The 12,976-nt window shown below is 69.5% G+C and carries 11 protein-coding genes; 7 read left to right on the forward strand and 4 right to left on the reverse strand.

The window, feature by feature from the left end; genetic code table 11:
• The first annotated feature begins 220 nt into the window (after positions 1-220).
• Complete coding sequence (locus AB0M99_RS22045) at positions 221-1,228, forward strand: hypothetical protein (protein WP_365922893.1); 1,008 nt, start codon at positions 221-223, stop codon at positions 1,226-1,228.
• Positions 1,229-1,315: 87 nt separating this feature from the next.
• Here the strand turns inward: AB0M99_RS22045 and AB0M99_RS22050 are convergent, their stop codons facing one another.
• Both AB0M99_RS22050 and AB0M99_RS22055 read right to left on the reverse strand, forming a co-directional pair.
• Positions 1,316-3,604 (reverse strand): (Fe-S)-binding protein, encoded by a 2,289-nt coding sequence (locus AB0M99_RS22050; RefSeq protein ID WP_365922895.1) that lies wholly within the window; start codon positions 3,602-3,604, stop codon positions 1,316-1,318.
• 110 nt (positions 3,605-3,714) lie between these two features.
• A complete protein-coding gene (locus AB0M99_RS22055; RefSeq protein WP_365922896.1) occupies positions 3,715-4,251 on the reverse strand; it encodes a sugar transferase in 537 nt (178 codons plus the stop codon).
• A gap of 234 nt (positions 4,252-4,485) precedes the next feature.
• Between AB0M99_RS22055 and dnaK the strand changes: the two genes are divergently transcribed.
• Genes dnaK through AB0M99_RS22075 form a run of 4 tightly spaced genes read left to right on the forward strand, consistent with a single transcriptional unit; the run spans position 4,486 to position 8,667 of the window.
• Entirely contained in the window at positions 4,486-6,342 is a 1,857-nt protein-coding gene (dnaK, locus tag AB0M99_RS22060) for a molecular chaperone DnaK (protein ID WP_365922898.1), read from the forward strand.
• Positions 6,342-6,995 carry a nucleotide exchange factor GrpE gene (grpE, locus tag AB0M99_RS22065; RefSeq protein WP_365922900.1) on the forward strand — a complete coding sequence of 218 codons (654 nt, stop codon included), beginning with the start codon at positions 6,342-6,344 and terminating at the stop codon, positions 6,993-6,995. Before dnaK ends, grpE begins: the two co-directional genes overlap by 1 nt.
• Before the next feature lie 39 nt (positions 6,996-7,034).
• The gene (dnaJ, locus tag AB0M99_RS22070) at positions 7,035-8,219 is read left to right on the forward strand and encodes a molecular chaperone DnaJ (RefSeq protein WP_365922902.1); all 1,185 of its coding nucleotides are present in this window, start codon (positions 7,035-7,037) and stop codon (positions 8,217-8,219) included.
• Between the two features lies 1 nt (position 8,220).
• A complete protein-coding gene (locus AB0M99_RS22075) occupies positions 8,221-8,667 on the forward strand; it encodes a helix-turn-helix domain-containing protein (RefSeq protein WP_365922903.1) in 447 nt (148 codons plus the stop codon).
• A gap of 148 nt (positions 8,668-8,815) precedes the next feature.
• Here the strand turns inward: AB0M99_RS22075 and AB0M99_RS22080 are convergent, their stop codons facing one another.
• Positions 8,816-9,829 carry a helix-turn-helix transcriptional regulator gene (locus AB0M99_RS22080; protein ID WP_365922905.1) on the reverse strand — a complete coding sequence of 338 codons (1,014 nt, stop codon included), beginning with the start codon at positions 9,827-9,829 and terminating at the stop codon, positions 8,816-8,818.
• 284 nt (positions 9,830-10,113) lie between these two features.
• Here AB0M99_RS22080 and AB0M99_RS22085 point away from each other — a divergent pair, with 284 nt between their 5' ends.
• Positions 10,114-10,434 (forward strand): (2Fe-2S)-binding protein, encoded by a 321-nt coding sequence (locus AB0M99_RS22085; protein WP_365922917.1) that lies wholly within the window; start codon positions 10,114-10,116, stop codon positions 10,432-10,434.
• Between the two features lie 140 nt (positions 10,435-10,574).
• Here AB0M99_RS22085 and AB0M99_RS22090 read toward each other — a convergent pair whose 3' ends face one another.
• Positions 10,575-10,988 carry a pyridoxamine 5'-phosphate oxidase family protein gene (locus tag AB0M99_RS22090; protein ID WP_365922907.1) on the reverse strand — a complete coding sequence of 138 codons (414 nt, stop codon included), beginning with the start codon at positions 10,986-10,988 and terminating at the stop codon, positions 10,575-10,577.
• A 120-nt stretch (positions 10,989-11,108) separates the two neighbouring features.
• Here AB0M99_RS22090 and AB0M99_RS22095 point away from each other — a divergent pair.
• The coding region (locus AB0M99_RS22095; protein WP_365922919.1) for an AAA family ATPase at positions 11,109-12,976 on the forward strand (1,868 nt) is incomplete at its 3' end.

Raw genomic sequence — 12,976 nt, forward strand, 5'->3', positions numbered from 1 at the left:
CCGGTGGACGGGCGGCCGGAAGAAGCACCCTTTGCGGCTGACCTGTGACATCCCCTAGGGGGTACCCGAGGGGCGTTCTCGGGGTGGTTTACCTGGCTGCGCGGCAGTCTGCGGCCCTTCGTTACATCGCCGACGGAATACGCACATATCGGACCCGTAGCTTCGTATCCGTCGCCGCCGCCGCGAGCATCCACGAACGAGCACGAGAAGAGCCCTCCACATGCGCCGCACCCGCTGCACCACCCTCCGTACCGCCGCCGTCGTCGCCGGCGCGGCCGCCGTCCTGGCCCTCCCGGTCGGGTCCGCCTTCGCGGACTCCCCGGCCGGCCCGGACGCCGAGGTCCTGCCCGGCATCGAGCAGCCGACGGTGGAGCCGTCCGTGGAGCCGTCCGTGGAGCCGTCTGTGGAGCCCTCCGTCGACCCGTCCGTCAAGCCCTCCGTGGACCCCTCGGCCCGGCCCACCACGCCTCCGGTGAAGCCGGGACTCCGCGCGTTCGTCACCACCGTGAAGCTGGCCGACGGCACGGTCGCCAAGGTCTACAAGATCAGCGACGACCACTTCGAGGCCGAGATCTTCGACGGCCCGACCAAGCTGGACACCCTGGTCAGCAAGGGCGGCTCCCCGGCCTACGGCCAGAACAACGGCATGCACGTCGTCCTCCAGCCCAACGGCACCGTGACCTCGTGGATCGAGGGCGCGCCGAAGCCCGTCGAGAAGCCGAAGCCGCAGGTCAAGAAGGAGACCTCGGTACGGATCACCATGCCCGACGGGCGCATCGCGAAGCTGGTCGACGGCCCGAAGGGCAAGCGCGTCGAGCTCTCCATGCCGAACGGCAACTTCCTCGGCACGATCGACCTCAAGAACCCGACCGCGCAGAACGACGGCTGGACGTACAAGATCGTCCAGGACGGCCACCGCGCGAAGTTCGTCGTCATCGACGGCAAGAACGGCGGCAACAGCTGGGTCTACGGCTTCGACGGCAAGCTCATCGAGAAGTACACCGTCCGGGACGAGAAGCCCGCCAAGCCCGCCCAGCCCACCGCCAAGCCCGCCACCGGCACCGCCACCGGCCACAAGATCGTCCCCAAGGGCGGCGTGAAGGCCGGTGCGGAGGGCGTGCCGACGCCGGAGGCCGACACCCCGCTGCTGCTGGCCGCCGGCGGCGGTATGGCCGCCGTGGGCGCCGCGGGACTCGGCTTCGCCATGCTGCGGCGCAACCGCGCCTGACGCGCACAGACGCACATACGAAACGGCCGGCCCCCACAGGGGACCGGCCGTTCTCGCGTCGCGTCGCGTCTCGTCGCGTCGTACGGGCTACTTGGCCCCGGCCTCGTCGGACGCTTCCGCCTCCGCCTCGGCCTCCGCCCCGTCGGCCGCGGGCGCGCCCACCGGCTCCGGCGTCTTCACCGAGTCCAGCAGCAGCTGCGCCACGTCCACGACCTGCACGTGCTCCTTGGCCTGGCCGTCGTTCTTCTTGCCGTTCACCGAGTCGGTGAGCATCACCAGGCAGAACGGGCAGGCCGTCGAGACGATGTCCGGGTTCAGGGACAGGGCCTCGTCGACGCGCTCGTTGTTGATGCGCTTGCCGATCCGCTCCTCCATCCACATCCGCGCGCCACCGGCGCCACAGCAGAAGCCCCGCTCCTTGTGGCGGTGCATCTCCTGCTGCCGCAGCCCCGGCACGGCCGACATGATCTCGCGCGGCGGCGTATAGACCTTGTTGTGCCGGCCCAGGTAGCACGGGTCGTGGTACGTGATCAGGCCGTCGACCGGCGTGACCGGCGTGAGGCGGCCCTCGTCGATCAGGTGCTGGAGCAGCTGCGTGTGGTGGATGACCTCGTACTCGCCGCCCAGCTGCGGGTACTCGTTCGCGATGGTGTTGAAGCAGTGCGGGCAGGTCGAGACGATGCGCTTCGCCGACTTCGGCTTCTTCGTCTCCGGGTCCTCGTCGTCCTCGCCGAAGGCCATGTTGAGCATGGCCACGTTCTCCTGGGCGAGCTGCTGGAACAGCGGCTCGTTGCCCAGGCGGCGCGGGGAGTCACCGGTGCACTTCTCGTCGCCGCCCATGATCGCGAACTTGACGCCCGCGATGTTGAGCAGCTCGGCGAAGGCCTTCGTGGTCTTCTTGGCCCGGTCCTCCAGGGCGCCCGCGCAGCCGACCCAGTACAGGTAGTCGAACTCGGAGAGGTCCTCCGCGTCCTTGCCGATGATCGGGACCTCGAAGTCGACCTCCTTGGTCCACTCCACCCGCTGCTTCTTGGCGAGGCCCCAGGGGTTGCCCTTCTTCTCCAGGTTCTTGAGCATCGTGCCCGCCTCGGACGGGAACGCGCTCTCGATCATCACCTGGTAGCGGCGCATGTCGACGATGTGGTCGATGTGCTCGATGTCGACCGGGCACTGCTCCACGCACGCACCGCAGGTGGTGCAGGACCACAGCACGTCCGGGTCGATGACGCCGTTCTCCTCGGCGGTCCCGATCAGCGGGCGCTCCGCCTCGGCGAGTGCCTCGGCCGGGACGTCCTTGAGCTGCTCGGCCGTCGCCTTCTCGTTGCCCTCCATGTCCTTGCCGCCGCCGGCCAGCAGGTACGGGGCCTTGGCGTGCGCGTGGTCGCGCAGCGACATGATCAGGAGCTTCGGGGACAGCGGCTTGCCCGTGTTCCAGGCGGGGCACTGCGACTGGCAGCGGCCGCACTCGGTGCACGTGGAGAAGTCGAGGATGCCCTTCCAGGAGAACTGCTCGACCTGGGAGACGCCGAAGACGTCGTCCTCGCCCGGGTCCTCGAAGTCGATGACCTTGCCGCCGCTGGTCATGGGCTGCAGGGCGCCGAGCGCGGTGGAGCCGTCGGCCTTGCGCTTGAACCAGATGTTCGGGAAGGCGAGGAAGCGGTGCCAGGCCACACCCATGTTGGTGTTGAGGCCGACCACGATCATCCAGATCAGCGAGACGCTGATCTTGATCATCGCGGTGAAGTAGATGGCGTTCTGCAGCGCGCCGAGCGAGAGGCCCTTGAAGGCCAGCACCAGCGGGTACGAGGCGAGGTACGCCGGCTGGTAGCTGTCGACGTGGTGGATCGCACCCTCAAGGCCGCGCAGCGTCAGGATCGCGAGGCCGATGGTGATGATCACGGTCTCGACGAAGTACGCCTGCCCGGACTTCGAGCCGGCGAAGCGCGACTTGCGACCTGCCCGCGAGGGGAGGCTGAGCATCCGGATCGCGATCAGGATGACGATGCCGACGACGGTCATCAGGCCGATGAGCTCGGTGTAGAGCTCGAAGGGCAGCCAGTCGCCGACGAGCGGCAGCAGCCAGTCGGCCTTGAAGAGCTGCCCGTACGCCTGGACCAGGGTGGGCGGCAGCGTCAGGAAGCCGATGGCCACGAACCAGTGGGCGAAGCCGATGATCCCCCACTGGTTCATCCGGCTGTGGCCGAGGAACTCCCTGATCAGGGTGAGGGTACGGGCCTTCGGCCGGTCCGTTCGGCTGCCCGCGGGGACGGGCTGGCCGAGCTTGACGAACCGGTAGATCTTCGCCACGGCTCGGGCGAGCAGCGCGACGCCGGGCACGGTCAGGACCAGCGACACGATGATCGCGGCGAGTTGCATGGGAGGGCTCCTCGGGCGGCACTTACTAAGCGGTAACTTATCCAGTCAAGGCTTGAGGTTACCCAGTCCCGACGCCGCAATGTAGCCGAGCGCGCGGTGATCTGCGTCGCTCAGGCTCGCCTCTGTCGCCAGGCGGCCCGCGGGGTCTGCGCGAGGATCGCCAGATCCATCCCGAGCCAGTGGTTCTCCACATAGTGCCGGTCCAGCAGGTCCATCTCCTCCCAGGGCAGGTCCGAGCGGGCGCTCACCTGCCACAGCCCGGTCATGCCGGGCCGTACGAGGAGCCGCTCGGGCCGGTCCGTACGGGGCTCAGGACGCGGCCCGACCAGGGACATCTCGCCCCGCGCCACGTTGAGCAGCTGTGGCAGCGCGTCCAGGGCGCACCGCTCCAGGGCCTCGCCGAGGCGGCCCGCCGCGGCCGTGCGCAGCCGCCAGGTCCGGAACGGCGCCCCGGCCAGGCCGGCGGCGGGCTCCCGTACGAAGGGCCGCCCGCCCTGGGTCACGTACAGCAGCCCCGCTACGGCCGCGAGCGGCGGGCCGAGCAGGGCCAGCAGGGTCGCCGCGCCGAGGAGGTCGAGCACCCGCTTGGCCGGCGGCCCGGCCGGCCGTTGCCCTGGCCGGGCGGGGAGGGTCAGCAGCAGAGGCATGCCAGCACCGTGCCGTACGCCTCCGGCGGTGGTGCGGTGCCGCGCGGCGGCGGTGCCCCGTTCGGCTGCGCCGCTACTCCAGGGGCTCCACCCCGGGTCCCGCGCCTCGAACGCCGGTAGTTGCGCGTAAGGACCGCCTAAAGGTTGAGTCGCCTGGACTCAGGTCTGTTGACGTCCGCGCGGCGGTGCGGCATCCTTGAGTCTGTTCCACTCAAGTCAGCTGGAGGAATCAAAATGGCACGTGCGGTCGGCATCGACCTGGGCACCACTAACTCCGTCGTCAGCGTTCTGGAAGGCGGCGAGCCCACCGTCATCACCAACGCCGAGGGCGCCAGGACCACGCCGTCCGTCGTCGCCTTCGCCAAGAACGGCGAGGTCCTCGTCGGCGAGGTGGCCAAGCGCCAGGCGGTCACGAACGTGGACCGGACCATCCGCTCCGTCAAGCGCCACATGGGCACTGACTGGAAGATCAACCTGGATGGCAAGGACTTCAACCCGCAGCAGATGAGCGCCTTCATCCTGCAGAAGCTGAAGCGCGACGCCGAGGCGTACCTGGGCGAGAAGGTCACGGACGCGGTCATCACCGTCCCGGCCTACTTCAACGACTCCGAGCGCCAGGCGACGAAGGAGGCCGGCGAGATCGCGGGCCTGAACGTCCTGCGCATTGTCAACGAGCCGACGGCCGCCGCCCTGGCCTACGGCCTCGACAAGGACGACCAGACCATTCTCGTCTTCGACCTCGGTGGCGGCACCTTCGACGTGTCGCTCCTGGAGATCGGCGACGGTGTCGTCGAGGTCAAGGCCACCAACGGTGACAACCACCTCGGTGGCGACGACTGGGACCAGCGCGTCGTCGACTACCTCGTGAAGCAGTTCGCCAACGGCCACGGCGTCGACCTGTCCAAGGACAAGATGGCGCTCCAGCGTCTGCGCGAGGCCGCCGAGAAGGCGAAGATCGAGCTGTCCTCCTCTACGGAGACCTCGATCAACCTGCCCTACATCACGGCTTCCGCCGAGGGCCCGCTGCACCTGGACGAGAAGCTCACCCGCGCCCAGTTCCAGCAGCTGACCTCGGACCTGCTCGACCGCTGCAAGACCCCGTTCCACAACGTCATCAAGGACGCCGGCATCGCGCTGTCCGAGATCGACCACGTGGTCCTGGTCGGCGGCTCCACCCGCATGCCGGCCGTGGCCGAGCTCGTCAAGGAGCTCACGGGCGGCCAGGACGCCAACAAGGGCGTCAACCCGGACGAGGTCGTCGCCATCGGCGCCACCCTCCAGGCCGGTGTGCTCAAGGGTGAGGTCAAGGACGTCCTGCTCCTCGACGTGACCCCGCTGTCCCTCGGCATCGAGACCAAGGGCGGCATCATGACCAAGCTCATCGAGCGCAACACCACGATCCCGACCAAGCGGTCCGAGATCTTCACGACGGCCGAGGACAACCAGCCGTCCGTGCAGATCCAGGTCTACCAGGGCGAGCGCGAGATCGCGGCGTACAACAAGAAGCTCGGCATGTTCGAGCTGACCGGTCTGCCGCCGGCCCCGCGCGGCATCCCGCAGATCGAGGTCTCCTTCGACATCGACGCGAACGGCATCATGCACGTCACGGCCAAGGACCTTGGCACGGGCAAGGAGCAGAAGATGACCGTCACCGGCGGCTCCTCGCTCGGCAAGGACGAGGTCGACCGCATGCGTCAGGAGGCGGAGCAGTACGCGGACGAGGACCTGCGCCGCAAGGAGGCGGCCGAGTCCCGCAACCAGGGCGAGCAGCTCGTCTACCAGACGGAGAAGTTCCTCAAGGACAACGAGGACAAGGTCCCGGCCGAGGTCAAGACCGAGGTCGAGTCCGCCGTCTCCGAGCTGAAGGAGACGCTGAAGGGCGAGGACACGGCCGAGATCCGCACCGCGACCGAGAAGCTCGCGGCGGTCAGCCAGAAGCTCGGCCAGGCGATCTACGCCGACGCCCAGGCCGCTCAGGGTGCCGCCGGTGCCGCGGGCGCCGAGGGTGCCCAGCACGCCGCGGACGCCGCTGACGACGTCGTCGACGCCGAGATCGTCGACGACGAGAAGCCGAAGGGCGGCGCTGCCTGATGTCGGAGGAGACCCCGGGCTTCGACGAGAAGCCCGAAGTCCCCGTCGACGGCACGCCCGACGAGCCGAAGGCCGCCGATTCCTCCAAGGAGGAGGCGGCGGCCCCGGCTGGGGACGCAAGCGCACCGGATGTAGCCCTTCTGGCGCAGCTGGACCAGACCCGTACCGCGCTCGGCGAGCGCACCGCGGACCTCCAGCGGCTCCAGGCGGAGTACCAGAACTACCGCCGCCGGGTGGAGCGGGACCGGATCGCCGTCAAGGAGATCGCGGTCGCGTCCCTCCTGACGGAGCTCCTCCCGACCCTGGACGACATCGGCCGGGCGCGGGAGCATGGCGAGCTGGTCGGCGGCTTCAAGTCGGTGGCCGAATCGCTGGAGACCGCCGCGGCCAAGATGGGCCTGCAGCAGTTCGGCAAGGAGGGCGAGCCCTTCGACCCGACGATCCACGAGGCCCTGATGCACTCGTACGCGCCGGACGTCACCGAGACGACCTGCGTGGCGATCCTGCAGCCGGGGTACCGGATCGGCGAGCGTACGATCCGCCCCGCGCGGGTCGCGGTGGCCGAGCCCCAGCCGGGCGCGGCCCCCAAGTCCGAGTCGGCGGAGGCCGACGCGCCGTCGGACAAGGACACGGATGCCCCCGACAAGGGCTGAAGTTGAACACGTAGAGGTACGGGAGGAGGGACACCGGGGATGAGCACGAAGGACTTCGTGGAGAAGGACTACTACAAGGTTCTCGGTGTCCCGAAGGACGCCACCGAGGCCGAGATCAAGAAGGCGTACCGGAAGCTCGCGCGCGAGTTCCACCCGGACGCCAACAAGGGCGACGCCTCGGCCGAGGAGCGCTTCAAGGAGATCTCCGAGGCGAACGACATCCTCGGCGACGCGAAGAAGCGCAAGGAGTACGACGAGGCCCGCGCGCTGTTCGGCAACGGCGGCTTCCGCCCCGGTCCGGGCGCGGGCGGCGGCTCGTTCAACTTCGACCTCGGCGACCTCTTCGGCGGTTCGCAGCCGGGCGGCGGCTCGGGCGGCGGCTTCGGCGGCGGCCTGGGCGATGTGTTCGGCGGCCTGTTCAACCGCGGTGGCGCGGCCGGTACGGGCACCCGTACCCAGCCGCGCCGCGGCCAGGACATCGAGTCGGAGGTCACCCTCTCCTTCACTGAGGCGGTGGACGGGGCCACGGTCCCGCTCCGGATGTCCTCCCAGTCCCCGTGCAAGGCCTGCTCGGGCACCGGCGACAAGAACGGCACCCCGCGGGTGTGCCCGACCTGCGTCGGCACCGGCCAGGTCTCGCGCGGCAGCGGCGGCGGCTTCTCGCTGACCGACCCCTGCGCGGACTGCAAGGGCCGCGGTCTGATCGCGGAGACCCCCTGCGACATCTGCAAGGGCAGCGGCCGGGCCCGCAGTTCCCGGACGATGCAGGTCCGGATCCCGGCGGGCGTCTTCGACGGCCAGCGGATCCGGCTGCGCGGCAAGGGCGCACCGGGCGAGCGCGGCGGACCCGCCGGCGATCTGTACGTCGTCGTGCATGTCGACCCGCACCCGGTGTTCGGCCGCAAGGACGACAACCTCACGGTGACCGTGCCGGTGACGTTCGTGGAGGCGGCGCTGGGCGCCGACATCAAGGTGCCGACGCTGAACGGCCCCGCGGTGACGCTGAAACTGCCGCCGGGCACGCCGGGCGGCCGCACGATGAGGGCCCGTGGCAAGGGCGCGGTCCGCAAGGACGGCACCCGGGGCGACCTGCTGGTGACGGTCGAGGTGGCCGTCCCCGCGGAGCTGTCCGACAAGGCCCGTGAGGCGCTGGAGATGTACCGCGACGCGAGCGGATCGGAAGACCCGCGCGCCATGCTGTTCGAGTCCGCGAAGGGAGCATGACATGGACGGCCGCCGCAGGAGCCACTACCAACTGACCGATGAGACACCGGTCTACGTGATCTCGGTGGCCGCCCAGCTCTCGGGCCTGCATCCGCAGACCCTCCGCCAGTACGACCGCCTCGGCCTGGTCTCCCCGGACCGTACGGCCGGCCGCGGCCGGCGCTACTCGGCCCGCGACATCGAACTGCTCCGCACGGTGCAGGCGTTGTCCCAGGACGAGGGCATCAACCTCGCGGGCATCAAGCGGATCATCGAGCTGGAGAACCAGGTCGCCGCGCTCCAGCAGCGCGTGGCCGAGCTCTCGGCGGCGGTCGACGGTGCGGCCGCGGTGCTCCAGCAGCGCGAGGCCCAGGTCCACGCCTCGTACCGCCGCGACCTGGTCCCGTACCAGCCGCCGGTGCCGGGCAACGCGCTGGTCGTGTGGCGCCCCAAGCGTCCGCAGGACTGACCCGCGGCCGACAGGCGCGGCCACAGTCGCAGCAGCCACAGCCGTAGCAGGCGCAGGGAGGCCCCGGTCCACCGGACCGGGGCCTTCGGCGTACCCGCGGCACGGCGTGCCGCCACAGGGGCCCGTGGCGGCCCTGTGGGGGCCGTTCTCAGAGCTCCTGGTCCTTGAGGATTCCCGACTTGGCGATGAGGAAGCCGAGTTGGGCCCTGCTGCCGCTGCCCAGGGCGGAGGCGAGCTTGGCGATGTGCGCGCGGCAGGTCCGTACGTTCATCCCCAGCCGGCGCGCGATGGCCTCGTCCACGTGTCCTTCGACGAGGAGCTGCGCGATGGACCGCTGGACGCCCGAAATCCCTTCGGGGGTGGGCGTGTAGGTCACTTCCTCGTTCAGGGGCGTGGCGCGCCGCCACAGCTGCTCGAACACCTTCACGAGATACTCGACCAGTCCGGGGTGCCGCAGTTCGAGGGCGATCCGCCGGTCGTCACGGGCCGGGATGAAGGCCACGGTGCGGTCGAATACGATGAGGCGCTCGATCAGTTCCTCAAGGGTGCGGATCTCAACCTTTCCCTTGGAGATGCGGTCCACATAGGCGAGCGTGCCTTGGCTGTGCCGGACCGTGTGCTGGTAGAGGGTGCGGATGCTGACACCGCGGTCGAGCAGGGGCTGTTCGCGTTCGAGGGCCTGAGTCAGGGAGATCGTCGGCCGGCCCCCGCCGGGCTGTACGGTCAGTACCTCGGTGTGGCACTCGGCGGAAGCGAGGTCGAGGGCCGCGCTGATCGAGTCGAACCCCTCCAGCACGGTGATGGCGTGCGTGCTCGAAGGGGTCTGCGCACTGATGGTCATGAACGGTTCGAAGGAGTCCGTCAGTTCGACCGAATGGCGGCGGCGGTCCTGGATCTCCCGCTCCAGGGGGTGCAGGCGCTGGGCGAGGGCCACGGCCGGTGGAACCGGACGGAGCGAGTTTTCGTCATCAGGGTCTGGGTGCAGGAGCGCGAATTCCAGCAAGCAGGGGGCGTTCGCGATATCCGCCCGGGCTACGCGTCCCGCGCTGAGGGCGGCCGCGTAGAGCCGCCTGCCTTCGTCGCAAAGCTCCGTGACGGGGTGGCGATGTGTCGGATTTATGCTGATATTGGGCAAATCTCCACCCCCCAGGGTCCTGAACATGCAAGAACATGATGCATCGTGCCTGTGGCATTGACGTGCCCAAATGAGCCATCGTCTGACACGCGGGGGAGAGGATTCCATCAAGTGAGGACGAAGCCGACCATGTACAAGAGAATGCTTCGCTCGGCGCTTGCCGTTCTTTTCTCCACTATTGCAGCCTATGCGGCACTGGGAGGTGGTGGCGCCGGAGCAGAGGGTACGGGTTCTGTTCGGGCGGACACCGGCTGGCACGCGATGCCCGCCGAGCCCGGCACGGATGGGCACACCGGGCCTGCTGGGGAGGGATCCGCATGACCCCCGACGACCGCGGCTTCCGCCGCGAGATGGCTTCCGCGTACCGCTCAGGGTGGCAGTTCATCGACCTTGCCACCGCCATCCCCCATGTCGGCGATTCGTTGATGGTCACCCTGTTCGGCCAGCCGATCGTCGTGGTTCGCGAGGAGGACGAAGACGTCCGTGCCTACCGCTGCCTGCGCCGCCCCCGGGGCGCGCCGCAGCCCGTCCGCTGCGAGGTCAGGTACGGCATGGTCTTCGTCAATCTGGATCAGCGCGATCACCAGCTCTTCGAACCCGATATCACCACCGCCACCCCCCGCAGTGCCTGAAGCGATTCCCCCGTCGTTGCAGATCGCTCAGGCGCTACCCCCACACAACGGCGCCATCGTGGACCTGACCACGATGGCGCCGTTGTGATGTCCGCGTCCAGTAGTTGAACCGGACAACTTCGAAGCCCGCCGGGTGCCGCTCAGGCGCGCCCCATGGCCCGGTCCAGGGCGATCTCCATGACGACCCGGTCCGGATTGGGCGAGGGCATCCGCCCGTACCGCTCCGCGTAGCGGCGTACCGCCTCGGCGACCGAGGCCTCGTCCGTACGGATCACCGCGCGCCCTTCGAGGGTGGCCCAGCGGCGCCCCTCCATCTGGCAGACCGCGACCCGCGCGCCGCCCTGCGGCCCCGCCTGGGCGGCCAGGATGTTGCGGATCTTCTTGCTGTTCTTGTTGCTGATCACCCGCGCCAGGCCGGCCTCCGGGTCGTACGTCACGCCCACCGGCACCACGTGCGGCGTGCCGTCGGGGCGCGGTGTGGTGAGGGTGCAGACGTGCCGCTCCTGCCAGAAGGCGAGGTACTCGGGCGTCGGGTTGAGTACGTCATGGGACATGCGCGAAGGGTACGGCTCCGGCCTTGAGTGGAATAGACTCAACTTTGTGCACGTTGCCCATGTCAGATTCATGGCTGGTGCACGCGCCGCATGAACCCGTACGGAGAGGAGAAGTCGCACGTGGACGCCGAGCTGACCAACAAGAGCCGGGACGCGCTGAACGCAGCCACCAGCAGGGCCGTCAAGGACGGCCACGCGGACCTGACCCCCGCGCACCTGCTGCTGGCCCTGCTCGCCGGCGAGGACAACGAGAACGTCACCGACCTCCTCGCCGCCACCGAGGCCGACCAGGCCGCCGTGCGGGGCGGGGCGGAGCGGCTGCTGGCCGCCCTGCCCAGCGTCACCGGCTCCACGGTCGCGCCCCCGCAGCCCACCCGCGACCTGCTCGCCGTACTCGCCGAGGCCGACGCACAGGCCGGCAGGCTCGGCGACGAGTACCTCTCCACAGAACACCTCCTCATCGCCATCGCCGCCAAGGGCGGCGCGGCCGGTGAGGTCCTTGTCCACCAGGGCGCGAGCGAGAAGAAGCTGCTGGCCGCCTTCGAGAACGCACGAGGAGGACGGCGGGTGACCACCCCCGATCCCGAGGGCCAGTACAAGGCCCTGGAGAAGTTCGGCACCGATTTCACGGCGGCCGCCCGTGAGGGCAAGCTCGACCCGGTGATCGGCCGGGACCAGGAGATCCGGCGGGTCGTGCAGGTCCTGTCGCGCCGTACGAAGAACAATCCGGTGCTCATCGGCGAGCCCGGCGTGGGCAAGACGGCCGTGGTCGAGGGTCTCGCGCAGCGGATCGTGAAGGGCGATGTCCCGGAGTCGTTGAAGAACAAGCGGCTGGTCTCCCTGGACCTGGGCGCGATGGTCGCGGGCGCCAAGTACCGCGGCGAGTTCGAGGAGCGCCTCAAGACGGTCCTCGCCGAGATCAAGTCGAGCGACGGTCAGATCATCACCTTCATCGACGAGCTGCACACGGTCGTCGGCGCGGGCGCCGGCGGCGATTCGGCGATGGACGCGGGCAACATGCTCAAGCCGATGCTGGCCCGCGGCGAGCTGCGCATGGTCGGCGCGACCACGCTGGACGAGTACCGCGAGCGGATCGAGAAGGACCCGGCACTGGAGCGCCGCTTCCAGCAGGTGCTGGTCGCCGAGCCGTCCGTCGAGGACACCATCGCGATCCTGCGCGGGCTGAAGGGCCGCTACGAGGCCCACCACAAGGTCGTCATCAACGACAGCGCGCTGGTCGCGGCGGCGACGCTCTCGGACAGGTACATCACCTCCCGGTTCCTCCCCGACAAGGCCATCGACCTCGTCGACGAGGCCGCATCCCGCCTGCGCATGGAGATCGACTCCTCCCCGCTGGAGATCGACGAGCTCCAGCGCTCGGTGGACCGGCTGCGGATGGAGGAGCTCGCGCTGAAGAACGAGTCCGACCCTGCCTCCCGCGAGCGCCTCGACAAGCTGCGCAAGGACCTCGCCGACAAGGAGGAGGAGCTGCGCGGCCTGACCGCCCGCTGGGAGAAGGAGAAGCAGTCCCTCAACCGCGTCGGCGAGCTCAAGGAGCGCCTGGACGACCTGCGCGGCCAGGCGGAGCGCGCCCAGCGCGACGGCGACTTCGACTCGGCCTCCAAGCTGCTCTACGGCGAGATCCCGGCCCTGGAGCGCGAGCTGGCGGAGGCCACCGAGGCCGAGGCCGAGGCGTCCAAGGGGACGATGGTCAAGGACGAGGTCGGCCCCGACGACATCGCCGACGTGGTGGGTGCCTGGACCGGGATTCCGGCCGGGCGCCTGCTGGAGGGCGAGACCCAGAAGCTGCTCCGCATGGAGGACGAGCTGGGCCGGCGTCTGATCGGCCAGGGCGAGGCGGTACGGGCGGTGTCGGACGCGGTGCGGCGCACTCGTGCGGGCATCGCGGACCCGGACCGGCCGACGGGTTCGTTCCTGTTCCTGGGCCCGACGGGCGTGGGCAAGACCGAGCTGGCCAAGGCGCTGGC

It is taken from the genome of Streptomyces sp. NPDC051183, assembly GCF_040682455.1.
In the GTDB taxonomy this organism is placed as follows: Bacteria; Actinomycetota; Actinomycetes; order Streptomycetales; family Streptomycetaceae; genus Streptomyces.